The sequence below is a fragment of the Coprococcus sp. LG101-27 genome (assembly GCF_027695515.1).
GTDB classification, from domain to species: Bacteria; Bacillota; Clostridia; order Lachnospirales; family Lachnospiraceae; genus Allocoprococcus; species Allocoprococcus comes.
Genome location: NZ_JAQEUJ010000006.1, coordinates 95,277 through 119,383, shown reverse-complemented (window position 1 = coordinate 119,383; position 24,107 = coordinate 95,277). Strand labels below are relative to the sequence as shown.

Sequence of the window (24,107 nt, the reverse complement as noted above, 5' to 3'; positions counted from 1 at the left end):
AAAATAAATATGGAAAATTCCATGTTTGTGCAATGGAGATGAAACACAGGAATCATGGAGGCCATTGCCGAACATGATTCCCGTCCTAAGTGGTTCATCGGAATGGTTTGCACAAAGGAATTTGGAATATTTATTTTTTCTGGCGGCGTCTCTTTCACCAAATGAGTCTTTTCCAACCCGATCCTTACAAAAATGTAAGAAACCCCACACAAATTGTCATTTACTTCGATGGAAGGAAATCCCTTACTTTTTTATAATGACTTTATCAAATAAAAAAGAAGGGCAGGTCATAAAAACCATGGCATTACTTGACGTAAAGAACGTAAAAAAGATATACACAACCCGTTTCGGAGGAAATCAGGTAGAGGCGCTGCATAACGTCAGCTTTTCCGTAGAAGCAGGCGAATATGTAGCAATTATGGGAGAAAGCGGAAGTGGCAAAACTACACTTCTGAATATCCTGGCTGCACTTGATAAGCCGACTGGTGGAAAGGTTTACTTAAAAGGGAATGATCTCAGCAAGATCCGGGAAAAAGAGATGGCAGCATTCCGGCGGCAGAATCTTGGATTCGTCTTTCAGGATTTCAACCTTTTGGATACACTAACCCTGAAGGATAATATTTTCCTTCCGCTGGTTTTGTCTGGAAAGAAATACACGGAAATGGAGAGTCGGATCGCGCCGATCGCAGAGCAGTTGGGAATCAGTAAGCTTCTGAACAAATATCCATATGAAGTATCCGGTGGACAGAAGCAGAGAGCAGCCATTGCACGTGCTCTGATCACACAACCGCAGCTGATCCTTGCCGATGAACCGAGCGGTGCGCTTGATTCCAGATCGACGGATGAGCTTCTGGGACTCTTTAATGCGATCAACGATAACGGGCAGACGATTGTCATGGTAACGCACAGTGTCAAAGCAGCGAGCACGGCAAAGAGAGTCCTCTTCATCAAGGATGGGGAAGTTTTTCATCAGCTTTACCGTGGCAATCTGACCAGTGACGAGATGTACCAGAAGATCACCGACACCTTGACGGTTCTCACTACAGGAGGTGAGCACCGTGAATAGATCGATTTATACAAAGCTTGCCATTTCCAATCTGAAAAATAACCGGAAGACATATATTCCCTATGTACTGACTGCCATTTTAACGGTGATGATGTATTATATGATGGCGAATCTGGCGGCAAATTCGCCAATGAACCAGGAAGCATTACAGATTATTTTAAGTCTGAGTGTTCATGTAATAGAAACATTTGCACTGATCTTTCTGTTTTACACCAACAGTTTTCTGATCAAAAGAAGGAAAAGAGAAATCGGAGTGTATCATATTCTCGGAATGGGGAAACCGCAGCTTGCGAAAATGCTGGTGATCGAGACGGTTGTAACCGGTGCGGTCAGTATCCTGGGTGGAATCTTTTTCGGAACTGCGCTTGCAAAGCTGATGTATGCACTTTTGAAAAGAATGATTCATTATGACGATAAACTGGCATTTCGGATGTCATGGGAGATTGCCGGAAATACCGTTCTCTTTTTCACACTGATCTTTGCATTGACTCTGATCTATAATCTTTTGCAGATCCGGCTTGCCAATCCAATCGATCTTCTGCATGCGGGAAGTCAGGGCGAGCGCGAGCCAAAAACCAAATGGTTCCTGACTATGGCTGGAATCATTTTCCTTGGAATCGGTTATTACATTGCGATTACGACAAAAGAACCACTTAAGGCGCTTCAACTTTTCTTTGTCGCAGTAATCTGTGTCATTATCGGAACCTATGCGCTTTTTACAGCAGGAAGTATTGCTTTTTTAAAGCTGCTTCGGAAAAACAAAAATTTCTATTATAAAACAAAGCATTTTACATCCGTATCCGGCATGCTTTACCGAATGAAGCAGAATGCAGTCGGGCTGTCAAATATCTGTGTACTCAGTACTATGGTTCTGGTGATCATTTCGTCTACCGTATCTTTGTACATTGGAAAGGAGGATGTCTTAAGAACAAGGTATCCGCAGGAAGTGTATATCACAAATTCGGTATCTGATGATGTGGAAAATAAGAAGCTGCATGACATGGTGGAAAAGATCTGCCGGGATAATCAGGTAGAGATCACAGATGAGAAGAGCTGGCATATGGCAGAGCTTGTTAAGATAAAAAACGGAGAAGAATATACTTCTGCTATGATAAAGGATAATTCGTCATCTGATATAGTGTTTTTTGATGTGATTAGGTTGGCAGATTATAATCAGCTGACAGGCGAAAGGATGGAGCTTGGGGATAAGGAAGCTATTCTTTTTACAAATGGGGAAAATTACGGAAAGGATAAGATCAGGATTGATGAGGAAACATGGATGGTCAAGAAGGAACTGGATACTGCACCTTTTGGAAAGAAGAGTGATTCTAATACAGAAAATGTATATTATATGATCGTCAGCGATGAAAAAGAGTTTATGAAAGATTATCTGAAAAAATACCAGCTCGAGGCAGAGGACAAACCGGTAAAATGGAGGGAGTCATTCAATTTAAGGGGCAGCGAAGATCAGAAGCTGAAAGCTGTCAAAGAGTTGAAAGCACAGGCAGAAAGTGAATTTGAACATACTGGTGTACAGGGAAGATATCTTGAAAAAGAGACTTTCTTTGGCCTGTATGGCGGTGTGTTTTTTATTGGAATGTATCTTGGAAGCCTGTTCCTGATGGCAACGGTGCTGATCATTTATTACAAACAGATTTCCGAAGGCTTTGATGACAGAGAACGCTATCAGATCATGCAGAAGGTAGGAATGAGCAAACGCGAGGTCAAAAGCTCGATCCGCAGCCAGATCCTGATGGTATTCTTCCTGCCGCTTGCGATGGCAATCATCCATATTGCAGTTGCATTTCCGGTGATCACAAAGCTTTTAGCCATATTTTATCTGAAAAATACAAAGCTGTTCTTCGGATGCACTGCCGGTACAGTGGGAATCTTTGCCGTCTTTTATGTGATCGTATTTGTGATAACAGCAAAAGAATATTATAAAATCGTTGAATAGAAGAAAAAGACAAAAAGGTGACGAAAGTCATCTTTTTGTCGTATACAGAGGTATTTCTTGCTAAGAACGACCGTTCTGTAGTAGAATACAGATAGACTAATTGAAAAGGATTGCGAGAGTGCAAAGCACGTAGCAATCTGGTATCAAAAGGGTTAAAATACCTTTTGACCTCAACATCATTGAAAAGATAAAATTACAGAAAGCAAGGGACGTATAAATGATAGAAAAAGGGCTGGTATATGGAAGATTTCAGATTCTGCATCTCAAACATGTGGAATATATTCTGGCAGCAAAGATGCGCTGCAAAAGGCTTTATATAGGAATCACTATGTCGGATGATCTGCACGTATCAGGGGGTGAGGAAGACAATTACCGGGTAAGACGGAGCGCTAATCCTCTGACTTATATTGAGCGTTATGAGATGCTTCGTGATACGTTGCTCAGTTTCGGAGTGCCGAGAGAAGAGTTTGAGATCATCCCATTTCCGATTGACAGAGTGGAATATCTGGGGCAGTATCTGCCGGAGGGTGCGGTCTGCTTTATGAGTATCTGTGATGAATGGACTGCGAACAATGAGAAGCGTTTTGAGAAGCTTGGAATTCCGGTGGAAGTTCTCTGGAGAAGGACCAAAGAGGAAAAAGGGGTATCAGGTTCCCAGATCCGGCAGAGGATCCTGGCAGATGAAAAGTGGGATGATCTGGTGCCAAAGACCGTTTTTGATTATGTTCTTTCGCACGGAATTGACGACAGGATCAAGTTTTCAAAATAAAGGAGAAGCTGAAAATGCAGGATTGGGAAAGATTTGGAGAAGAGATCAGACGAACCGTGCAAGATGCTGTAGACTCGCAGGATTACCGGAGGCTGAACCAGACGATCACGGATACGATCAACCGGGCAGTGAACGGTGCGGTAAATGGCGCAGAACAGGGCATGCGTTCTTTTGGAAATGCGTTTGATCAGGCAACGAGAAATATGGGAAGAGGTCAGGGAGGACCGCGTAGAAGATATGGACAGATGGGCGGGGCTGACAGATGGGGAAGAACGCCTGGAGGAGGTGTACCTCCGTTTGGAACTTACAGGTGGAGCGGAACGGATGGAAATGGAAGAGCATGGAATCCGGAAATGCAGGACTATAAGGCGGAATCAAAGGGCAGCAGCCGGTATGGATACAGCAATGCACAGCAGTCACCTGTCTTGTATGGATCGACGACGGGAACAAAGGCAGGCGGAATTGTCATGATCGCAGTAGGCGGAAGCATGGCACTTATATTTCTGATTCTGTTCCTTGCATCTTGTATTGCTTCTTTGCCGGAAAGTCCGGGGGCTTTATGGATCATGCGTGCGGTATTTGGACTGTTTACGGCAGCAAGTGGCATGATCACAGGATGGGGCATTAAGCTTCTGAAACAGGTTGGAAGATTCAAGAACTATAGCCGCAGGATTGCAGGCAGAGAGTATTGCAATATTTCGGAGATCGGAAGCAATTCCGGAAAATCCATAAAATTTGTGACAAAGGATCTGGAAAGAATGATTTCCAAAGGCTGGTTCCGTCAGGGGCACATGGATGGTGAGAAGAAATGCCTGATCTTGTCAAACCGTGCTTATGAAGAATATTTACAGATCGAAACCCGCAGACAGCAGTCGAAAGCGGAAGAGCCGGTAAAGAAAGAAGAGAAGACACAGGAAAATACAAAAGAAAAAGAAGCAAAGAATGAAAAGCTGGCACCGGAGGTGCAGAAGATCATTGACCAGGGGGATGCTTTTATCAGAAAGATCCACGAGTGTAATGAAGCCATTCCGGGAGAAGAGATTTCCGCAAAGATCAGCCGGATGGAGATGCTGGTAGACCGGATCTTCGACCGGGTGGAAGAAAATCCACAGTCAGTTTCGGATATCCGTAAGCTGATGGAATATTATCTTCCGACGACGATCAAGCTTCTGGAAGCATATGAACAGCTTGACAGACAGCCGGTTGATGGAGAAAATATCCAGACTGCAAAACGTGAGATTGAGGCAACGCTCGATACTTTAAATACGGCGTTTGAGAAGCTTTTGGATGACCTGTTTCAGGATACCATGTGGGATGTCTCATCGGATATTTCCGTATTGAATACCATGCTTGCACAGGAAGGTCTGAAAGAGGACGGAATGAAAAAATAAAGTCGCAGGAGGAAGAAGAGTATGAACGATTTTGAAGAATTTAATGTGACACCGGAGCTGACGCTGGATCCGTTCCAGGAAGAAAAAAAAGAGACTCCGCAGATTTATCAGGAGGCAGAACCGGAAACACCGGAGATCGTCCTGACACCGGAAGAAAAGAATATGGTCAGTGCATTTGCAGAAAAAATTGATCTCGCCAATTCGAACATGATTCTTCAGTACGGAGCCGGAACCCAGAAGAAGATCGCAGATTTTTCAGAAAAAGCACTGGAAAATGTAAAAACAAAAGATCTTGGAGAGGTTGGCACACTGTTAAGTGATGTGGTGACAGAACTGAAAGGATTTGATGAGGAAGAGGAAAAAGGATTTCTCGGAATCTTCAAAAAAGGCGGAAACAAGATCCAGGCAATGAAAGCCAAATATGCAAAAGCAGAAACCAATGTAAACAATATTGTCAAAGCACTGGAATCTCACGAAGTGCAGCTTATGAAAGACATTGCGCTTCTGGACAAGATGTATGAAGTGAACCTGACATATTATAAAGAATTGGCCATGTATGTGCTTGCCGGAAAGCAGAAGCTTGCCGAGACAAGAAACGGTGAGCTACAGGAACTGAAGAATAAAGCGATGGCAAGTGGACTTGCCGAGGATGCACAGGCAGCAAAAGATCTGGATTCCAGATGCGAACGTTTTGAGAAAAAGCTGCATGATCTGGAACTGACCAAGACAATCGCCATGCAGACCGCACCACAGATCCGTCTGGTACAGGGAAACGACACAATGATGGCAGAAAAAATCCAGTCTACACTCGTCAATACGATTCCACTCTGGAAAAGCCAGATGGTACTCGCCCTTGGTGTAGAACATTCCGCACAGGCAGCCGCAGCCCAGAGAGAGGTCAACGATATGACCAATGAACTCCTGCGCAAGAACGCAGAAAAGCTGAAGATTGCTACTGTAGAGACTGCCAAAGAATCCGAGCGTGGAATCGTAGATATTGAAACCTTAAAAGCAACCAATGAATCGCTGATCGCAACCTTCGATGAAGTCATGCAGATCCAACAGGAAGGCCGCCAGAAACGTCAGCAGGCAGAGGTGGAAATGCAACGCATCGAAGCTGAACTGAAAGCGAAGCTGTTACAGGTTCAGGGGTAAGCGTTTGGTGGATGACATACAGGCCGGAACAAGTAGATTTTGTTTTTTTATGAGGAGAAAGCGGCGAAGAGTCCGTAGGTAAAAAGGTAGCCGGTAATTTTGGATACCGGACTGATTCGCTGAATAATCTTGATGATTATTCGGCTCAGCAGTCCTCTGGATTTCGTGTATGAAACACGAAACCAGATCCAAATTACCGGCTGCCTTTTTACAACGGACCCTAATCGCCGCTTTCTAACATAAAAAAACAGAATCTACTTGTCCCTGCCTTGCTGTATTCCACGGGGGGACACCTGGAGGCTGCCCCCGTTATGGGGTGGGTGCGAGTGGAGGAGATGGCAGGTAGTAGGAATAAAGTGCTTAGTGTGAATGCTTATGAAACTAAAAGTTTGCCAGCGCATAGACATAAAGGACTCCGTTTTCTGTGATTAGAAACGGTGCTAGAGTCCGTTAGAAAAAATGCACCAGTAATTCGGATCTGGTTTCGTGCTACAAGCACGAAATCCAGAGGGCTGCTGAGTGGAATAATCATCAGGATTATTCCGCGAATCAGCCCGGTATCCAAATTACTGGTGCCTTTTTTCTCTACGGACTCTTCACCATTTCTACCCACAGAAAACGGAGTCCTTTATGTCGTCCCTTTTGTATAGTTATTCAATAACAGTTCCGGTTTTACCCTTCAGAGCATCTTTCAAAGTATCAAAAGAAGTAATCAGAGCACTTCTTCCCTCTTTCTTTTCTATGAATCCTACGGATGCCTGGAATTTTGGAAGCATGTTGTAGATTCCGAAGTGTCCTTCATCCATATACTGCTTAGCCTGTTCTACGGAGATATTATCGAGTTCTTCTTCATCTTCTTTTCCGTGGTTTAAGCATACCTTTTCCACACTGGTCAGGATGATGAGTTCATCAGCATCAATCTGTTCAGCAAGCTTGCCGGCAGTAAGGTCTTTTTCGATGACTCCGCTGGCACCTTTGAGGTGATTGTTCTGCTGGAGTACCGGGATTCCGCCACCACCGCAGGCGATTACAATATGTCCTGCATCGGTAAGGGTGCGGATGGCATCAACTTCTACGATATCAACCGGGTTTGGAGAAGCAACGACACGGCGGAAGCCCTGACCAGGAACTTCTACTACATAATTGCCCTTTTTACGTTCAGCGGCAGCGTCTTCTGCGTTCATGATACGTCCGACAATCTTGGTTGGTGTATAGAATGCTTCGTCATATGGATCAACAGTTACCTGTGTGATAACGGTGCATACGCTGCGATAGATGCCGCGTCCGATCAGTTCTTCGCGAATCGCATTCTGCAGGTCGTATCCGATGTAACCCTGCGACATAGCAGAGCAGACTGACATCGGAGAAGCGGTATAATCTGGATGATTGGTGCTGAATTCGTTCATAGCAGTATGGATCATACCAACCTGAGGTCCATTACTGTGTGTGATTACTACCTGGTATCCTTCTTCAACAAGATCTGCAATGGAAACTGCAGTTTTTTTAACGGCAACCTTCTGCTCTGGAAGTGTGGTTCCGAGTGCGCGGTGTCCTAATGCAACAACAACTTTTTTCTTCATATTACATCCCTCTGTTTCTCAGAATTTGAATTGTCTGCGTATGAAAAACATATAACGCAGACAACAGCGATAAAAAATATATAAAAATTATAGTATTTTTTTATGGAAATTGCAATCATTAGTTGGCAAAAATGCACAGTATAAAAAGGAATTACTGGTGGGCAGAAGCTAAATGGCACAAGGACGGAGATTTTTAGAAAACATGCTGACAACAAGGGGAGATGTTCATATAATATAATAAGAAGTCCGATGGATGGTGCAGTATGAAAGAGGAACGGATTCGATTTTGCGGATTAAAAGAACGTGAGGTCATCAACATATGTGACTGCAAGCGGCTCGGGTTTGTTGCAGATCTGCAGATCAATATCTGTTCAGGGTGTGTGGAAGCATTGATCGTACCGGGACCGGGAAGAATCTGTGGAATTCTTGGGTATGATGCGGAGTATATTATTCCGTTTGAGTGTATTCGCAGGATTGGAGAGGATATTATTCTTGTGGAAATTAAAGAGGACAAATATCTGAAGCCGTGTAAATAAGAATAGTAAAAGAGGAAGAAGAGTACAGACTGCTCAGTGAAATAAATGAGAACAAGTAAAAAGACAAAGGAGAGAAGAAAAATGACAGCATTTTTTAAAGAAATCGAGCCATTCCGGGGAAACGGAAACGAAAATGAAAAGGGACAGACGCTGGAAGAATTTCTGGAAGAGTATGATCCTTATAAATATAAGAATCCTTGTGTGACAACGGATGCAGTTATATTCTCCTGTAAAAGAAAGGTAGTGGACGGAGAATGGAAAGTTCTGATGGTTAAAAGGCGGAATCATCCGAGCATTGGCTGGTGGGCGCTGCCGGGTGGGTTTATTGAACTTCATGAGAATCTGGAAGATACGGCAAGAAGAGAACTGACCGAAGAGACCGGCGTGGCGGATCTTCCGATGGAGCAGTTTGCAGTCTATGGGAATGTGACCCGTGATCCGAGGGCACGGATTATTACATCGGCATATCTTTCGGTTGTGGATGAAGAGCAGGTAAAGGTGCAGGCTGGTGACGATGCGGCGGATGCAAAGTGGATGCAGCTTCATTGTCAGACAGAATCGGTGAAGGAGGATGGAGATTGGAAGAGAACCATTTATCGACTGGCATTGGAAAATAAAGAAGCAGAGCTTACAATTTCGGCGATCGTTGAAAAAAAGGAAAGAAGTGGACTGGTAAGAGAGACTTATTATAAGGTAAAAGAATCGAATCGGATCGCCTGTGACCATGCGGCACTGATCGTACAGGCATGGAAGCTGGTGGAAAGCCGGCTTATATAGCCTTTTGATAAAGTGTGAATTTGTTGACAACCCTGTATACAGGATTTATACTATAGACATTAAAAATGTGCGTGATTCGGCAGTAGAATCAATCAAGAACCAGGCAGGAGGAAAAAAGATGAAGTGCCCATATTGTGGTAACATTGATACAAGAGTCATCGACTCAAGACCGGCAGATGACGGAACGACGATCAGAAGGAGAAGATCCTGTGATGCGTGCAACAAGCGTTTTACAACCTATGAGAAGGTGGAGACCATACCGCTGATCGTGATCAAGAAGGACAACAACCGCGAGCAGTATGACCGTACTAAGCTGGAAGGCGGAGTACTCCGGGCGTGCTATAAACGTCCGGTAGCGGCAGCAGATATTCAGGCAACGATCGACTCGATCGAGACAGCGATTTTCAGCCGGGAAGAGAAAGAAATTCCGAGCAGCCAGATCGGTGAGATTGTTATGGAAAGCCTGAAAAAGCTGGATCCAGTTGCTTATGTACGTTTTGCATCGGTATACAGGGAATTTAAAGACGTGAATACCTTCATGGATGAACTGAAGAAAATATTAGAATAAAAGGGGAAAGACAAATGGAACGGAAAAAGACAGTATTGCTCTGCGTGACCGGCGGTATCGCGGCGTACAAGATTGCAACACTGGCAAGTATGCTGGTAAAGACAGGATACGATGTGAAAGTTGTGATGACACAGAATGCAACGAATTTTATCAATCCGCTGGTATTTGAGACGCTGACACAGCATAAGTGCCTGATCGATACATTTGACCGCAATTTTGAGTACAGTGTGGAGCATGTGACACTGGCAAAATGGGCAGATATTGTGATGATCGCACCTGCCACGGCAAATGTGATCGGCAAGCTGGCACACGGGATTGCAGATGATATGCTGACTACGACTGTGATGGCATGTGCCGAATGTAAGAAGATCCTTGCACCGGCGATGAATACAAGAATGTATGAGAATCCGGTCGTACAGGATAATTTAAAACTTCTGGAGCATTATGGATATGAAGTGATCCAGCCGGCAAGTGGACATCTGGCATGCGGAGATAACGGAGCCGGGAAGATGCCGGAAGCGGAGACTTTGTATGAATATATTTACCGGGATACTGCTTATGAGAAAGATCTGACCGGAAAGAAAATTCTTGTCACAGCAGGACCGACAAGAGAAGCAATCGACCCGGTGCGCTACATTACGAATCACTCATCCGGTAAGATGGGATATGCTCTTGCACGCGTTGCTGTGGCAAGAGGAGCGGATGTTACGCTTGTCACCGGACCGACAGAGATCAAAAAGCCGATGTTTGTGAAGATTGTTCCGGTCACGACTGCAAAGGAAATGTTCGAGGCGGTAAAGGAAGAGGCAGCAGATGCAGACATTGTGTGTAAAGCAGCAGCGGTTGCAGATTACCGGCCAAAGCATATTGCGGATGAAAAGGTGAAAAAATCGGACAGTGAGATGAGTCTGGAACTGGAAAAGACAGATGATATTCTGCAATATCTCGGAGAGTACAGAAAAGACGGACAGTTCCTGTGTGGATTTTCGATGGAAACCGAGAATATGGTTGAAAATTCCAGAAAGAAGCTTGAAAAGAAGAAGCTGGATATGATCGCGGCAAATAATCTTAAAGTTGCCGGAGCAGGATTTCAGGGCGATACAAATCAGATGACGCTGATCACGAAGGAAGATGAGACTGCACTTCCGCTGATCAGCAAGGAAGAGACAGCAGCTTGTATTCTGGACAAGATTCTGGAGTGTATGAATAAATAAAAAAGCCAAAATGTATTGTATCTCGTAAAGAGAATAGTAACAGGAGGAAAAGAAAAATGAATCAAGGCAATGAACGTACTACATCCATGTCCAAAACAAAGGGACTCGTACAGATGGCAATCTTTGCAGCACTTATTGTAGTGCTGGCATTCACCCCGTTTATCGGATATATCCCATTGGGATTTACAAGGGCGACGATCATCCATATCCCGGTGATCATGGGATCTCTGATGCTTGGACCGAAGAAGGGCGCAGCACTTGGAGGCGTATTTGGTCTTACAAGTTTTATCAATAATACGATAAATCCGACATTGACATCATTCGTATTTACTCCATTTTACAGTCTGGGTGAATACAGTGGAGGGATCGGAAGTCTGATCATCTGTTTTGTGCCGCGTATTCTGATCGGTGTAGTACCGTTTTATGTTTACCGTTTGATCAAGAAGCTTTCTAAGAACAACGGAGTATCTTCTGTTGGACTAGTTGCGGCGGGACTTGCCGGAGCACTGACCAATACGCTTCTTGTCATGAATCTTATTTTTGTATTTTTCAGAAATGACTATGCGGCAGCCAATGGTGTTACCGTGAAAGCGGTATATGGATTTATTCTGAGCATTATCGGAATCAATGGGATTCCGGAGGCGATCGTAGCGGCGGTGATCACGCTGGTACTTGGGAAAACACTGATGAAAAAAGGGGTACAGGAAAGATTAGGAGTGTAAAAAATGATACTTGCGATTGATATAGGAAATACAAATATTGTACTTGGATGTGTGGATGACAACAAAACCTATTTTATCGAAAGGCTTTCCACGATCAAGACAAAGATGGAACTGGAATATGCCATTGATATCAAGATGGTTCTGGATATTCACGGGATCAAACCGGAGAAACTGGAAGGAGCGATCATCAGCTCGGTAGTTCCGCAGATTACATATGTCGTAAAAGAGGCGGCAGAAAAGATTCTGAAAAAAGAGACACTGGTCATCGGACCTGGCGTGAAGAACGGACTCAATATCCTGATGGATAATCCGGCACAGCTCGGAAGTGATCTGGTGGCAAATGCAGTTGCCGGAATTGCAGAATACAAAGCACCGATGATGATTTTCGATCTGGGAACGGCGACAACAGTCAGTGTGATCGATGAAAAGAAAAATTATATCGGAGGCATGATCTATCCGGGAGTGAATATTTCACTGAACGCCCTGACGGAAAATGCATCCCAGCTTCAGGGAATCGGTCTGGAAGCACCGAAGCGGATTGTCGGAAAGAATACGATTGAATGTATGAAGAGTGGTGTTCTCTATTCCAGTGCAGCGGCGATCGATGGAATTATTGACCGGATTGAGGAAGCGATTGGACAGCCGATGACTGCAATCGCAACAGGTGGACTTTCCAAGAAGATTGTTCCGTACTGCAAGAGAGAGGTCATACTGGATGACGATCTGCTCCTGAAAGGACTTCTGATCATTTACCGGAAAAACAGATAACAGAAAGGTGACAGGGACGAGGACTTATAAAGTTTTCGCCCCTTTTATAAAAGGATGAATACTTACCGGATAACAGTTGCCTATGATGGAACGGCGTATCGTGGATGGCAGAGACAGGAGAATACGGAACTTACTGTACAGGGAATTCTGGAATGGCGGATTTCAGAAATTGCAGGGAAAAAGACGGTGGTCAGTGGTTCAGGAAGAACGGATAGTGGTGTACATGCGTTAGGGCAGGAGTGCAGTCTGTATCTGGAACAGGAAATTGATATGGACAGTTTTAAGAAGCAGTTAAATGCACTTCTCCCGGAAGATATCAGAGTGTTGGATATCAGCAGAGAAAAACGGGATTTTCATGCAAGAAAGAGTGCGGTCGGGAAATGCTATGAGTATCAGATTGATCTGCGTGACAAGATGGAAGTATTTCATCGGAAATACCGGTTTCATTTTCCACATCCGGTCGATATCGCTGCGATGGAAAAAGCAGCAGAGTATCTGATGGGAACTCACGATTTTTCCGCCTTTACGGATTTGAAAGAGGACAAAGATACGGTACGGACGATTTATGCGGTTGGGATCGTGTATGAAAAGGATACACTTACGTTATCGTGGATCGGAGATGGATTTTTATATCATATGGTCCGGATACTTACCGGAACGCTTCTGGATGTGGGAATCGGGAAAATAAAAGCGGAAGAGATACCGGAGATTCTGAAAGCGAAAGACCGGAAGAAATCTGGTTTTCCGGCACCGGCGAAGGGACTGTTTTTAGGTCGTGTTTTTTATACAGAAGCGGAGCTTAAAAAAGCGGTACAGAAGATCAGCGAAAAATAAAAACCAAAGAAATGGAGGAAAGAGAAGAGATGAAGTTTATTTCATGGAATGTAAATGGAATCCGTGCATGTGTGCAGAAAGGATTTATGGATTTTTTTAAAGAGGCAGATGCGGATATTTTCTGTCTGCAGGAGACAAAGATGCAGGAAGGGCAGCTTGTACTTGATCTGCCGGAATATCACCAGTACTGGAACTCGGCTGTGAAAAAAGGATACTCAGGGACTGCAATTTTTACAAAGAAAGAGCCATTATCGGTTACTTACGGACTTGGGATAGAAGAACATGATCAGGAAGGGCGCGTGATCACACTGGAATTTGAGGATTTTTATTTTATTACCGTGTATACACCGAACTCCCAGAGCGAACTGGCAAGACTTGACTACCGTATGACCTGGGAAGATGCGTTTCTTGCTTATCTTAAGAAGCTGGAAGAGACAAAACCGGTGATCTTCTGTGGAGATTTGAATGTGGCACACAAAGAAATTGATCTGAAGAATCCAAAGACCAACCGGAAGAATGCCGGATTTACAGATGAAGAGCGAGCAAAATTCTCAGCACTTCTGGATGCGGGATTCATTGATACTTACCGCTATTTCTATCCGGATAAAGAAGGAATTTACTCCTGGTGGTCCTACCGGTTTAAGGCAAGAGAAAAGAATGCAGGTTGGCGTATCGATTACTTCTGTACATCAAAAGCACTGGAAAGCAGGTTGGAAGATGCGAAGATTCTGACAAATGTATTTGGGTCTGATCACTGTCCGGTGGAACTGGATTTTAAGTAGGGGTGAGATCGATAAGCTGCGACATCAAATTGTAAAAAAATAAACTGATCAGATTCACTTTTGTGCGATGGAATCTGATCAGTTTATTTTTTTGAAATTTTTCGTTCAGGGATAGTGGATGATTCTGTTTGAGGGAATATATAAAATTCTGCCTGCATATAAATATACATGGGTAATTTAGCTTTTGGGATGAGGAGGGACATGTATGGAACGGATTGGAAGTATCTGGACGATGATAGTTCGGTATTTGCTGCTGGTGATGTTTGGTGGAGTGATTGTCTGGGCGTGCAATAGTGCAGGAATATCGGTTTACGCAGATGATGGGGAGACACCGGATGGAGCAGAGCTGATCCGGTTTGATTTTCACAAGTCGGTAAATCAGGAAGTTGGGATCCCGGCAGGAATACCAGGATTTTTCACTTATTTTTATGAAGGAAAAGAATACCATTACGGATTCCGGTTTGACAGAAATGGGACAGGGCCAGAGACAGAAAAGTTTGGTACGGCATATGTCTGGGCACCTTATACGGTTATTTATTATGACGCTGCAGGTGGTGAGATTGAGAATTACGGTACGGCAACAGCAGGCGGAAGAAGGCTGTTTGCGACAAGGGGAAATGGTGAAGAGCTTGAAGCCGGGCAGAATAAAGGAAAGAACAAAAGAAAATTTGCGGCAGACTATACTGTGTATGGGCAGAGCCTTCGGTTAAGTGAAGGATGTATGCCAACGGCAGTGAAAGACGGATATCGATTTGAAGGATGGTATGCGTGGACTGATGCTGGAGTTGTGCAGGAAAAAGAACTGGCAGAGCTTGCAAAACAGGAGCAGTATGGGACACTTGAAGATGAGCTGAATGAGAAATATACGGAGCAGACAAAGCTTCTGGAAAACCGGGAATCCGAAAGATACCCGGCATCCAGTATTACACTTTATGCGAAGTGGGACAAGATCTGGGAGTAGGAGTTAGATATATCCTCCGTCCATACCCAGTATCTGCCCGGTAAGATAGGCAGGGGCATTTGCAAGCTGCCATGCGAGAAGCGCGACTTCTTCTGGTGTCCCGAAACGTCCGGCAGGGATTTCTTCTGCGAGGGCAGCTTTTTCTTCCGCATCCAGAAGATCGTTCATTACGGTATCGATGACACCACAGGCGATCGCATTGACCTGGATATTGCTTGGCGCAAGTTCCTTTGCAAGTGCGCGGGTAAGACCGTTCAGACCGGATTTGGTGGCAGAATAAGCGACTTCACAGGAAGCACCGACAGTTCCCCACATCGAAGAAATATTGATGATACGTCCCGATTTCTGATGGATCATGTAAGGAAGTGCTGCACGGCAGCAGTAAAATGCGGAAGAAAGATTAGTGGAAATCATTCGGTTCCATTCTTCAATGCTCATATCCGTCAGAAGTCCCATCCATGCGATTCCGGCATTGTTGATGAGTACGTCAAGACCGGAGCCGGACATTTCAATCTGGTCAAAGATACGTCCGACTTCGGATGGAACACCTACATCTCCTGGGAGGATTTCGCAGGAACCGGAGGTTTCCTTTGTGATAAAATCAGCAGTAGCCTGCAATTCACTGATGGATTTGCGGCAGTTTAAAAATACATGCCATCCCTCTTTTGCAAAGTGGATAGCGCAGGCTTTTCCGATTCCACGGGAAGCGCCGGTGACAAGAATCTGTTTTCTGTTCATTTATAAAAACTCCTTTTGCTATTTATAAGAATTACTTTACAGTTATTTTTTTCTACATAATCAGACAATATTATACACTGATTTTCTTGTGATTTAAAGACGCTGGTGTTATGATAAATATTGAAAAAATGTCATACAGATGCGAGGAGGAAAAACATGGTACAGAAAGCCATTGATTTTGCCACCAAGGTACATGAAGGTCAGTATCGGAAGGGGACCGACAGACCGTATATTGTACATCCGATGGAAGTAGGAAAGATAGTATCCACGATGACACAGGATGAGGAGATCATCAGTGCAGCAATCCTGCATGATACGATCGAGGACTGTGAGGGTGTGGATGCAAATGTGTTAAAAGAGATGTTTTCAGCAAGAGTCGCGGGAATCGTATCACAGGAAAGCGAAGATAAATCCAAGACCTGGATGGAAAGAAAAAGTGCAACCATAGAAAGGCTTAAGACAGCACCAATTGAGGTTCAGATGATTGGACTTGCGGACAAGCTGTCGAATATGCGGGATATTGATCGGGATTATCCTGTATGTGGAGAGGAATTGTGGAACAGATTCCGAATGAAAGATAAAGCAACGATCGGATGGTATTATAAAGGCGTCAGAGAAGCATTACGGGAAGCATTTGCAGAGACGGAAGCATTTGCAGAATACTGTAGTCTGATTGACAAAAATTTTGGATAATAATGAGGTAGAAGAGAGGACAATCAAAGATGAAGAAGATTTTGATGTTAGGTACAGGTGGGACGATCGCATCCCGTCAGACAAAGGATGGACTGGCACCGGGACTGACACCGGAGGATATTTTATCTTATATTCCGGCTGTAAAAAATGTATGTGAGGTTCAGACAAAGCAGGTGTGTAATCTTGACAGCACGAATGTAACACCGGAACACTGGAAAATGATGGTAAAAGCAGTGGAAGACAATTATGCATATTATGATGGGTTTGTAATCTGCCACGGCACGGATACGCTTGCATATACAGCGGCAGCACTTTCTTATATGATACAGAATTCAGCCAAGCCGATTGTTGTTACAGGAGCGCAGAAGCCAATCAATATGGATGTGACAGATGCGAAGACAAATCTGCTGGACAGCTTTATTTATGCGGCGGATGATGATTCCCAGGGGGTCAACCTTGTATTTGACGGAAAGGTAATTGTCGGAACACGTGCAAAGAAAGAGCATGCAAAGAGTTACAATGCATTTTCGAGTATCAATTTTCCGTATCTTGCAGTTATTCAGGATGGTATCCTGGTCCGGTATATTCCGGAGATTCCGTGCCGCCATGCAGTTAAGTTTTATTATGATATGAAAGACAGTGTATATGTATTAAAGCTGATCCCGGGAATGAAGCCGGATATTCTGTCCTATCTGTTTGAACACTATGACTGTCTGGTAATTGAAAGCTTTGGCGTAGGTGGTATTCCGCAGACGCTTGTTCAGGAATTCTATCAGGAGATGGAAAAATGGTCAGGTAAGGGTAAATTTGTCGTGATGACAACACAGGTTGCCAATGAGGGAAGTAATATGACGGTCTATGAAGTCGGGAAAAAAGTGAAGCAGGATTTCAATATGATCGAAGCCTATGATATGACGCTGGAAGCAGTGATCACAAAGCTGATGTGGCTGATGGGAAGAGAAGAACAGGATATGCAGAAAGCATTCTACACGCAGATCAATCACGATATCCTTTTTACAAAGAGAGGATAAAGCAGGTGCAAATAAAAGAGGAAGGATTCCGGATGAATGGAACACCTTCCTCTTTTTGAATATTTAATTTTCTCCGGTTAGATTTTTTCAAAGTCGCCGATCATGTCTTTGATTTCTTCCATGTGGCAGTCCGTCTCGCTTACGGTTTGTGCACATTTCAAAAGTTCGGCTTCGATGGCCTCGATATCTTTGTCAGCACCGATTGTTTTTTTGTAACGAAGCTGATGATCTACACTTGCCCAAAAATCCATTCCGATCGTGCGGATCTGGATTTCGGCGCGCATTGGAACTTTTCCCTCTGTAAAGAAAACCGGGATCTCAACGATCATATGATAGCTTCGATAACCGTTTGGCTTTGGTGCTTTTATGTAGTCTTTGATCTTAAGAACGGTAATGTCATCCTGTGAAGTGATCAGGTTGGCAATTGTATAAATGTCACTGATAAACGGGCAGATCACCCGGATTCCGGCGACATCGTCCAAATTCTTGACAATACTCTCCTCTGTAAATGGCAGATCACGTCTGCGCAGCTTTTCATAGATGCTGGCAGGACTTTTTACACGTGATTTGATAGATGAGATTGGATTGCGTCTGTTTACTGCTGAAAACTCATCATCAAGGACTTCCAGCTTTGTTTGGATCTCACGGATCGCACAGCGATACTTCATCATCAGAACATCAAAGTTCTTATTATTATTGATAAAATCAGCCGGACTAATCGCATTTAGCCACTGTGATTCCAGCGCAGTGGGATGCTCAGAAGCCGGAATCAGGTTAAGTTGTGTCTCCATATGATTACTCCTCTTTATTCTGGTTGCTTATATTATTATAGCATATCTATGGTAAGGTGCATAGCATACAGAGTACGGAAATTGTTTTAAAAATAACAATCTTTTAAATGCTATGGAATCCTTTTCCGATGATCTCGCTGGTGTTGGAAATCAGAATAAAGGAAGAAGGATCATTTGCCTTGATAAAGTTACGGAGTTTGATTGCCTGCTGACGGTTCAGCGCTGTAAAAATAATGTATCTCTGTTCACCGGTAAAGGCTCCGTGTGCTTCACAGATTGTGGCGCCTCGACCGAGTGAGTGGACGATATAATCGCAGATCGGTTCCGGATTACTGCAGACAACGTTGAAATATTTGGAAAGGTTCAGACTTTCAATAAAGCTGTCTACAAGGAAGGAACGGATGATCAGTCCGAAACAGGAATAAAGTCCTGTTTTTACGTCGAAGATAAAGAAACCTGCAACGGTGATCGCAATGTCGGAGCAAACCAGTGCACGTCCGATGTCAACACTTGTAAATTTCTTCAGGATCATGGCAATAATATCTGTACCGCCACTGGAAGATCCGATATTGAAGAGGATTGCAGAACCGAGTGCCGGGAGTGCAATCGCAAACATTACCTCAAGCATAGGCTGATTGGTAAATGGCTGGTTCATTGGAAAGATCCGTTCAAATAAAGAAAGCGCAACAGAAAGCAGGACACTGCAGTAGGCTGTCTTTGCAACGAAGTTTTTACCGAGGATCACTGCGCCAAGAATCAGAAGTGACATATTGGCAACGAATGAAAAGTCGGCAGCAGAAATAAGTCCGGTTTTGGCAATCAGTACGGCAAGACCGGTGATTCCGCCAAATGTGAAGTTGTTTGGAAACTTAAAAAAATAAGTCCCTACTGCGATCAGCAGAGTTGCTCCGCTCATTGCAATAAAATTTTCGATTTTTTCTCTCATTTTATATTCCCCGATTGATTCATAAAGTTTTAGAAAACGGATGAAATACTGAAAAATATCACCCGATTTCCGTTGGTATTGTAACGCCGAAAATGTATGAAGTCAACCGTTTTAGAGCATTTTCGTAATGTATACGATGATACGAAAATACGGGGATTTTCGTGCATGATTCAGCGCCCGAAAGGACATACTAAAAGACAAAAAAGGAGGATGGATTATGGACCAATATATACCGGTTACAGATATTATTGCGCGGGAAATTCTGGACTCGCGCGGGAACCCGACTGTAGAAGTAGAGGTACTTGCAGGGAGTCATTTTACAGGAAGGGCGATGGTTCCTTCCGGGGCATCGACAGGAAAATATGAAGCAATTGAGTTAAGAGACGGAAAACACCGCTATCAAGGACTTGGTGTCAGACGCGCCGTGGAGCATGTGAATGACCGGATCATCCGGGAAATTCTGGGAATGAACGTGCTGGAGCAGGCGAAGCTCGACCGGGTGCTTCTGGAGCTTGACGGGACAGACAATAAGATCAATCTGGGGGCAAATGCAATGCTTGGAGTGTCTCTTGCAGCAGCAAGGGCAGCAGCAGATGCGCTGGAGATTCCGTTGTATCAGTATCTTGGCGGTGTAAATGCAAAGCAGATGCCGGTTCCGATGATGAATATCCTAAATGGGGGACGGCATGCGGATAATTCCATTGATCTCCAGGAATTTATGATCATGCCGGTCGGAGCAGTTTGCTTTGAAGAAGGACTTCAGATGTGCGCCGAGATCTATAAGATGCTTCGGGCGATTCTGGAAAAATACGATTATCCGACCGCAGTCGGGGATGAAGGTGGATTTGCACCTAATCTGCCGGATGCGAAAGAAGCACTACACATGATCATGCGTGCGATTGAAAAGGCAGGTTATAAACCGAAAGAGCAGATTGTGATCGCACTGGATGCTGCAGCGAGTGAGCTGTATGATAAAGAGAGAAAAGAGTATGTATTTCCGGGAGAGGCGAAGATGCACGGACATCGTGTGGCGCGATCGACGGAAGAGATGATTGATTACTATGAGGAGCTTGCAGGAGAATTTCCAATTATTTCCATTGAAGATCCGCTTGATGAAGAAGACTGGGAAGGTTGGGAGCTTCTGACGACGAGACTGGGACTGGATATGCAGCTTGTCGGGGATGACCTGTTTGTGACGAATGTGAAACGGCTGAACGCCGGCATTTTAAAGGAGATCGCCAATGCAATTCTGATCAAGGTGAATCAGATCGGGACTCTGACGGAAGCCATCGATGCGATCCAGATGGCGCAGAAGGCTGGTTATCAGGCAATTGTATCCCACCGGTCAGGAGAGACAGAAGATCCGTTTATTGCAGACCTTGCGGTGGCATTTAACACGGGACAGATCAAAACCGGAGCACCGTGCAGATCGGAGAGGGTGGCAAAATATAATCAGCTTCTGAGGATTGAAGAGAGACTTGGGAATATTGCCAGATATGAGAATCCATTTGTACGATTTTCATAAGATTTCCGGAAAACCCAGCCTCCGGGCAGGAGGTATTGAAAATAAAAGCGGTGCATGATATTATGCAGAGTATAAGAATGGGAAAAGGGATCACTTTCTAAGCAAACAGGGAGTGACCTCTTTTCGTGAGGATAATAAAAGGAGAACTGGAAAATGATCAGAAAAATAAAAGCAGAAGACAAAGAAATCTACATAAAAATGGCGCATGATTTTTACCAGACATCAGCAGTGGATCATCCGGTTCCGGATTCTTATCTGGAAAAGACATTTGAAGAATGTCTGAAAAGTGATACCTATGCGGAACTGTTTATCCTGGAATGGGAAGGCAAGATCGCAGGCTATGGACTGATCGCCAAGACCTTTTCGCAGGAAGCAGGCGGGATGGTGTACTGGCTGGAAGAACTCTATATATTAGAAGAGTATCGTTCCAAAGGACTTGGAAGTGAGTATTTCAGATATATGGAAGAGCACAAAGAAGAGGGTGTGACAAGATTTCGTCTGGAAGTGGAAAAGGAGAATGAAAGAGCCTGGAAGCTGTATAAGAGACAGGGCTATGACTGGCTGGAGTATGATCAGATGATAAAAGAATTTTGCTAGAAAATGTCAGAAAAAAGAAGAAGAAGTACTTGAAATGACTTTCTTTAAAAAAATGTAAAAAAATGCTTGCATTTCCGTAAAGATTTGCTATAATAAGTTTGTTCGCTGTTGAGAACCAGAGCGAACAAACAGATGATGCGGATTGGTGTAATGGCAGCACAGCAGACTCTGACTCTGTTAGTAGAGGTTCGAGTCCTCTATCCGTAGTTCCTTAATTGAATAAGGACTTAACCGGACAGTTAGTTGTCCGGTACGGTTATCGGAGTGTGGCTCAGTTTGGTAGAGCGCTACGTTCGGGACGTAGAGGTCGCAGGTTCAAATCCTGTCACTCCGATTTGGTTTTCTGAAAATTTATAATGTTTTGTTCATTTCGATGGACAGAGATTAACAGATGATTGATGCGGATTGGTGTAATGGCAGCACAGCAGACTCTGACTCTGTTAGTAGAGGTTCGAGTCCTCTATCCGTAGTTTTTAATTGAATAAGAATTTAAGTTGGATATTCCGTTTGGAATATCCAATATATTTATTATCGGAGTGTGGCTCAGTTTGGTAGAGCGCTACGTTCGGGACGTAGAGGTCGCAGGTTCAAATCCTGTCACTCCGATTTTTGTATGTCTGAAGATAAGAATCTCTTTTGATGCAGATGTGGATTGAAGAATCCGGCTGTGTCAGAAGAGATTTTTATTCTTTCGTAACATTGTACGAAAAGGTGATGGAATCACAGGATGAGTTGTGATAAAATCGGGATAGAGCTGCTTTTGGGGAAAAGAATATGATTCTGACAGGCAGAGGAAAAAGATTGGAAAGAAGGAAAAGATGATGGAAAAATTTTCAGAGATGAAATATGTACGTCCAGATGGGGAAGCGTATATTCAGACCATCCAGAAAGAAACAAAGAACTTTAACGAGGCTGCAGATTTTGAAGGCGCGCATCAGGCATTTGTCGCAATCCTGAATGCAAACAGCCACTTTAATACGACACGCGTCATGGCAAGTATTCGCAACAGCCAGGATACCAATGATGAATTCTATCGAAAAGAGATGGAATATATTTTCGAGATCGAGCCACAGATTGATGTCGAAATGAAAAAGTTCTATGAGAGTTATCTGAAGTCTTCTTACAGAACAGAGCTTGAAAAAGAGTTCGGAGAAGTTTATTCCAGACAGGCAGAGAACAAAGTCCGGCTTACCGATCCGTGTAATGCCGATCTGCAGATCCAGGAGAACAAGCTGGTTCAAAAGTATTTCCAGGTTGCAGCGGCACCGGTTACAGATTTTCACGGAGAACAGCTTGGATTCTATGGTCTGTTAAAGATGATGGAAGATACCGACAGAAGCATCCGCAAAGAAGCTTTTGAAAAGTGGGCAGAGCTGTATAAATCGATTTCGGATGAACTGGATTCCCTTTATACGGAACTGATCGGAATCCGTCAGCAGATGGCAAAGAACCTTGGATTTAATGGATATGCCGAGATGATGTATCAGAAGATGGAAAGATTTGAATACACGCCGGAAGATGTAGCAATATTCCGTAAGCAGATCCGGGAGCATATCGTACCGCTTTGTCAGAAACTTTATGAGGAACAGAAAGAAAGGCTTGGCATCGAAGAATTAAAATATTATGACGAAAGTCTTACCTATCCGGATGGAAATGCAGTTCCGGAGGGAACGGAAGAAGAACTTCTGGAAAAGGCGAGAACCATGTATCATGAGCTTTCCAAAGAGACAGGAGAGTTCTTTGATTTTATGATGGAATACCGTCTGTTTGATCTGGAAGGAAGACAGGGAAAACAGCAGGGCGGCTACTGTGACTTTATGGAAGAATATAAGGCACCGTTCATTTTTGCAAACTTTAATGGAACCAATGCAGATGTCAATGTCCTTACCCACGAAGCAGGACATGCCTTTGAAGCATACACAGCGTCACGCAATATTCCGGTATTATCGCAGACATTCAGTACCGCAGAGATCAGCGAGATCCATTCGATGGCAATGGAATATTTCACATTGCCATGGATGCATCTGTTCTTTGGTGAAAATGCAGAGAAACAGAAAAAAGCGTATTTGTGGGATTCCCTGGAAGCAATGCCGTACATGGCATGCGTAGACGAATTCCAGCACCGTGTGTACGCTGAAAATCTGACAGACGCAATGGAAAGAAGAAAAGTATGGCACGAACTGGAAGAAATCTATCTTCCATGGAGAGATTATGACGGCAATGAATTCCTGGAACAGGGCGGCTTCTGGATGCAGAAACAGCATCTCTTCATGTGTCCGTTCTACTATATTGATTACGCCGTATCCCGTGTAGGAGCACTTGAATACTACGGAAAAATGCAGGAAGACCTGGAAAGTGCATGGAAAGATTACTACGCCCTCTGCCGCCAGGGCGGAAGCAAAGGCTACCACGAACTCCTGAAAATTGGAAACCTAAGCGATCCATTTAAAGAGGGAACTATCTACAACGTTCTGAAAAAACTGAACCTGATTTAAGGGAAAGAAAACTGAAAAAACATGATATCGATTACATAATCTTATTGCATGTACTGGAGGGACAAGGTATAATTTGCTTATAAGAGTATGGGATCGAAGATTATTATCGATAACCTTGATGGACGAATTACACAAAAGAACTGTTTCAAATTCTGATTTTGTGCAATGGAGATGAAACTCAAAAATCGTGGAAACCTCTGCTGAACACGAT

At 43.9% G+C, this 24,107-nt stretch carries 23 protein-coding genes and 4 tRNA genes; 23 read left to right on the top strand and 4 right to left on the bottom strand.

What is annotated here, in order from left to right:
- Positions 1 to 298: 298 nt before the first annotated feature.
- The 5 genes from PG766_RS06835 (at position 299) to PG766_RS06815 (ending at position 6,338) form a co-directional block, all read left to right on the top strand.
- The gene (locus tag PG766_RS06835; RefSeq protein ID WP_055262162.1) at positions 299 to 1,066 is read left to right on the top strand and encodes an ABC transporter ATP-binding protein; all 768 of its coding nucleotides are present in this window, start codon (positions 299 to 301) and stop codon (positions 1,064 to 1,066) included.
- Complete coding sequence (locus tag PG766_RS06830) at positions 1,059 to 3,023, top strand: ABC transporter permease (RefSeq protein WP_270590663.1); 1,965 nt, start codon at positions 1,059 to 1,061, stop codon at positions 3,021 to 3,023. Before PG766_RS06835 ends, PG766_RS06830 begins: the two co-directional genes overlap by 8 nt.
- A 217-nt stretch (positions 3,024 to 3,240) precedes the next feature.
- A complete protein-coding gene (locus PG766_RS06825) occupies positions 3,241 to 3,792 on the top strand; it encodes a hypothetical protein (protein WP_055156041.1) in 552 nt (183 codons plus the stop codon).
- A gap of 14 nt (positions 3,793 to 3,806) precedes the next feature.
- Positions 3,807 to 5,183: a 5-bromo-4-chloroindolyl phosphate hydrolysis family protein gene (locus tag PG766_RS06820; RefSeq protein WP_270590662.1), complete on the top strand. Its 1,377-nt coding sequence runs from the start codon at positions 3,807 to 3,809 to the stop codon at positions 5,181 to 5,183.
- Positions 5,184 to 5,204: 21 nt separating this feature from the next.
- Positions 5,205 to 6,338 carry a toxic anion resistance protein gene (locus PG766_RS06815; RefSeq protein ID WP_055262143.1) on the top strand — a complete coding sequence of 378 codons (1,134 nt, stop codon included), beginning with the start codon at positions 5,205 to 5,207 and terminating at the stop codon, positions 6,336 to 6,338.
- Between the two features lie 650 nt (positions 6,339 to 6,988).
- Here PG766_RS06815 and arcC read toward each other — a convergent pair.
- Positions 6,989 to 7,918 carry a carbamate kinase gene (gene arcC / locus PG766_RS06810; protein ID WP_117557150.1) on the bottom strand — a complete coding sequence of 310 codons (930 nt, stop codon included), beginning with the start codon at positions 7,916 to 7,918 and terminating at the stop codon, positions 6,989 to 6,991.
- 278 nt (positions 7,919 to 8,196) lie between these two features.
- Between arcC and PG766_RS06805 the strand changes: the two genes are divergently transcribed.
- From PG766_RS06805 to PG766_RS06765, 9 genes are all read left to right on the top strand, one after another.
- A complete protein-coding gene (locus tag PG766_RS06805) occupies positions 8,197 to 8,454 on the top strand; it encodes a PRC-barrel domain-containing protein (protein WP_270590675.1) in 258 nt (85 codons plus the stop codon).
- Positions 8,455 to 8,535: 81 nt separating this feature from the next.
- A complete protein-coding gene (locus PG766_RS06800; RefSeq protein ID WP_270590661.1) occupies positions 8,536 to 9,231 on the top strand; it encodes an NUDIX hydrolase in 696 nt (231 codons plus the stop codon).
- Between the two features lie 118 nt (positions 9,232 to 9,349).
- Positions 9,350 to 9,799 (top strand): transcriptional regulator NrdR, encoded by a 450-nt coding sequence (gene nrdR, locus PG766_RS06795; protein ID WP_022220817.1) that lies wholly within the window; start codon positions 9,350 to 9,352, stop codon positions 9,797 to 9,799.
- Positions 9,800 to 9,813: 14 nt separating this feature from the next.
- On the top strand, positions 9,814 to 11,013 hold the full coding sequence (gene coaBC, locus PG766_RS06790; protein WP_270590660.1) for a bifunctional phosphopantothenoylcysteine decarboxylase/phosphopantothenate--cysteine ligase CoaBC: 1,200 nt from the start codon (positions 9,814 to 9,816) through the stop codon (positions 11,011 to 11,013).
- A gap of 56 nt (positions 11,014 to 11,069) precedes the next feature.
- Complete coding sequence (locus tag PG766_RS06785; RefSeq protein WP_270590659.1) at positions 11,070 to 11,735, top strand: ECF transporter S component; 666 nt, start codon at positions 11,070 to 11,072, stop codon at positions 11,733 to 11,735.
- Positions 11,736 to 11,738: 3 nt separating this feature from the next.
- On the top strand, positions 11,739 to 12,503 hold the full coding sequence (locus PG766_RS06780; RefSeq protein ID WP_008371460.1) for a type III pantothenate kinase: 765 nt from the start codon (positions 11,739 to 11,741) through the stop codon (positions 12,501 to 12,503).
- A gap of 54 nt (positions 12,504 to 12,557) precedes the next feature.
- A complete protein-coding gene (truA, locus tag PG766_RS06775; RefSeq protein ID WP_270590658.1) occupies positions 12,558 to 13,337 on the top strand; it encodes a tRNA pseudouridine(38-40) synthase TruA in 780 nt (259 codons plus the stop codon).
- Positions 13,338 to 13,366: 29 nt separating this feature from the next.
- Positions 13,367 to 14,119 carry an exodeoxyribonuclease III gene (locus PG766_RS06770; RefSeq protein WP_022220816.1) on the top strand — a complete coding sequence of 251 codons (753 nt, stop codon included), beginning with the start codon at positions 13,367 to 13,369 and terminating at the stop codon, positions 14,117 to 14,119.
- Positions 14,120 to 14,324: 205 nt separating this feature from the next.
- Entirely contained in the window at positions 14,325 to 15,080 is a 756-nt protein-coding gene (locus PG766_RS06765) for a hypothetical protein (RefSeq protein WP_022220815.1), read from the top strand.
- 3 nt (positions 15,081 to 15,083) lie between these two features.
- On the opposite strand, the gene ymfI is transcribed toward PG766_RS06765, so the two are convergent.
- Positions 15,084 to 15,818, bottom strand: coding sequence for an elongation factor P 5-aminopentanone reductase (gene ymfI, locus PG766_RS06760; RefSeq protein ID WP_270590656.1), 735 nt, complete (start codon positions 15,816 to 15,818; stop codon positions 15,084 to 15,086).
- 156 nt (positions 15,819 to 15,974) lie between these two features.
- Here ymfI and PG766_RS06755 point away from each other — a divergent pair, with 156 nt between their 5' ends.
- Together PG766_RS06755 and PG766_RS06750 are read left to right on the top strand one after the other, a co-directional pair.
- Positions 15,975 to 16,511, top strand: coding sequence for an HD domain-containing protein (locus PG766_RS06755; RefSeq protein WP_008371469.1), 537 nt, complete (start codon positions 15,975 to 15,977; stop codon positions 16,509 to 16,511).
- 29 nt (positions 16,512 to 16,540) lie between these two features.
- The gene (locus tag PG766_RS06750) at positions 16,541 to 17,542 is read left to right on the top strand and encodes an asparaginase (RefSeq protein WP_022220814.1); all 1,002 of its coding nucleotides are present in this window, start codon (positions 16,541 to 16,543) and stop codon (positions 17,540 to 17,542) included.
- A 77-nt stretch (positions 17,543 to 17,619) separates the two neighbouring features.
- Here the strand turns inward: PG766_RS06750 and PG766_RS06745 are convergent, their stop codons facing one another.
- Positions 17,620 to 18,333 (bottom strand): GTP pyrophosphokinase, encoded by a 714-nt coding sequence (locus PG766_RS06745; protein WP_243006456.1) that lies wholly within the window; start codon positions 18,331 to 18,333, stop codon positions 17,620 to 17,622.
- Between the two features lie 103 nt (positions 18,334 to 18,436).
- On the bottom strand, positions 18,437 to 19,279 hold the full coding sequence (locus PG766_RS06740; RefSeq protein WP_270590654.1) for a YitT family protein: 843 nt from the start codon (positions 19,277 to 19,279) through the stop codon (positions 18,437 to 18,439).
- Between the two features lie 217 nt (positions 19,280 to 19,496).
- Here PG766_RS06740 and eno point away from each other — a divergent pair, with 217 nt between their 5' ends.
- From eno to PG766_RS06705, 7 genes are all read left to right on the top strand, one after another.
- Positions 19,497 to 20,804 (top strand): phosphopyruvate hydratase, encoded by a 1,308-nt coding sequence (gene eno, locus PG766_RS06735; protein WP_117557142.1) that lies wholly within the window; start codon positions 19,497 to 19,499, stop codon positions 20,802 to 20,804.
- Between the two features lie 153 nt (positions 20,805 to 20,957).
- Positions 20,958 to 21,401 carry a GNAT family N-acetyltransferase gene (locus PG766_RS06730; protein WP_270590652.1) on the top strand — a complete coding sequence of 148 codons (444 nt, stop codon included), beginning with the start codon at positions 20,958 to 20,960 and terminating at the stop codon, positions 21,399 to 21,401.
- A gap of 136 nt (positions 21,402 to 21,537) precedes the next feature.
- Positions 21,538 to 21,608 (top strand) — tRNA-Gln (locus PG766_RS06725).
- Positions 21,609 to 21,661: 53 nt separating this feature from the next.
- A tRNA-Pro gene (locus PG766_RS06720) sits at positions 21,662 to 21,735 on the top strand.
- Between the two features lie 65 nt (positions 21,736 to 21,800).
- Positions 21,801 to 21,871, top strand: a tRNA-Gln gene (locus PG766_RS06715).
- Positions 21,872 to 21,933: 62 nt separating this feature from the next.
- Positions 21,934 to 22,007 (top strand) — tRNA-Pro (locus tag PG766_RS06710).
- A gap of 212 nt (positions 22,008 to 22,219) precedes the next feature.
- On the top strand, positions 22,220 to 23,896 hold the full coding sequence (locus PG766_RS06705; RefSeq protein WP_270590651.1) for a M3 family oligoendopeptidase: 1,677 nt from the start codon (positions 22,220 to 22,222) through the stop codon (positions 23,894 to 23,896).
- Positions 23,897 to 24,107: the final 211 nt, after the last annotated feature.

Excerpts from the sequence above, each read along its gene's own strand:
- nrdR (WP_022220817.1), top strand. The coding sequence starts at position 9,350 with ATGAAGTGCCCATATTGTGGTAACATTGATACAAGAGTCATCGACTCA.
- arcC (WP_117557150.1), bottom strand. The coding sequence starts at position 7,918 with ATGAAGAAAAAAGTTGTTGTTGCATTAGGACACCGCGCACTCGGAACC.
- PG766_RS06750 (WP_022220814.1), top strand. The coding sequence starts at position 16,541 with ATGAAGAAGATTTTGATGTTAGGTACAGGTGGGACGATCGCATCCCGT.
- PG766_RS06785 (WP_270590659.1), top strand. The coding sequence starts at position 11,070 with ATGAATCAAGGCAATGAACGTACTACATCCATGTCCAAAACAAAGGGA.
- PG766_RS06740 (WP_270590654.1), bottom strand. The coding sequence starts at position 19,279 with ATGAGAGAAAAAATCGAAAATTTTATTGCAATGAGCGGAGCAACTCTG.
- PG766_RS06780 (WP_008371460.1), top strand. The coding sequence starts at position 11,739 with ATGATACTTGCGATTGATATAGGAAATACAAATATTGTACTTGGATGT.
- PG766_RS06745 (WP_243006456.1), bottom strand. The coding sequence starts at position 18,333 with ATGGAGACACAACTTAACCTGATTCCGGCTTCTGAGCATCCCACTGCG.
- eno (WP_117557142.1), top strand. The coding sequence starts at position 19,497 with ATGGACCAATATATACCGGTTACAGATATTATTGCGCGGGAAATTCTG.
- PG766_RS06820 (WP_270590662.1), top strand. The coding sequence starts at position 3,807 with ATGCAGGATTGGGAAAGATTTGGAGAAGAGATCAGACGAACCGTGCAA.
- PG766_RS06730 (WP_270590652.1), top strand. The coding sequence starts at position 20,958 with ATGATCAGAAAAATAAAAGCAGAAGACAAAGAAATCTACATAAAAATG.
- PG766_RS06815 (WP_055262143.1), top strand. The coding sequence starts at position 5,205 with ATGAACGATTTTGAAGAATTTAATGTGACACCGGAGCTGACGCTGGAT.
- coaBC (WP_270590660.1), top strand. The coding sequence starts at position 9,814 with ATGGAACGGAAAAAGACAGTATTGCTCTGCGTGACCGGCGGTATCGCG.
- PG766_RS06755 (WP_008371469.1), top strand. The coding sequence starts at position 15,975 with ATGGTACAGAAAGCCATTGATTTTGCCACCAAGGTACATGAAGGTCAG.
- PG766_RS06705 (WP_270590651.1), top strand. The coding sequence starts at position 22,220 with ATGATGGAAAAATTTTCAGAGATGAAATATGTACGTCCAGATGGGGAA.
- PG766_RS06765 (WP_022220815.1), top strand. The coding sequence starts at position 14,325 with ATGGAACGGATTGGAAGTATCTGGACGATGATAGTTCGGTATTTGCTG.
- ymfI (WP_270590656.1), bottom strand. The coding sequence starts at position 15,818 with ATGAACAGAAAACAGATTCTTGTCACCGGCGCTTCCCGTGGAATCGGA.
- PG766_RS06770 (WP_022220816.1), top strand. The coding sequence starts at position 13,367 with ATGAAGTTTATTTCATGGAATGTAAATGGAATCCGTGCATGTGTGCAG.
- PG766_RS06825 (WP_055156041.1), top strand. The coding sequence starts at position 3,241 with ATGATAGAAAAAGGGCTGGTATATGGAAGATTTCAGATTCTGCATCTC.
- truA (WP_270590658.1), top strand. The coding sequence starts at position 12,558 with ATGAATACTTACCGGATAACAGTTGCCTATGATGGAACGGCGTATCGT.
- PG766_RS06835 (WP_055262162.1), top strand. The coding sequence starts at position 299 with ATGGCATTACTTGACGTAAAGAACGTAAAAAAGATATACACAACCCGT.
- PG766_RS06800 (WP_270590661.1), top strand. The coding sequence starts at position 8,536 with ATGACAGCATTTTTTAAAGAAATCGAGCCATTCCGGGGAAACGGAAAC.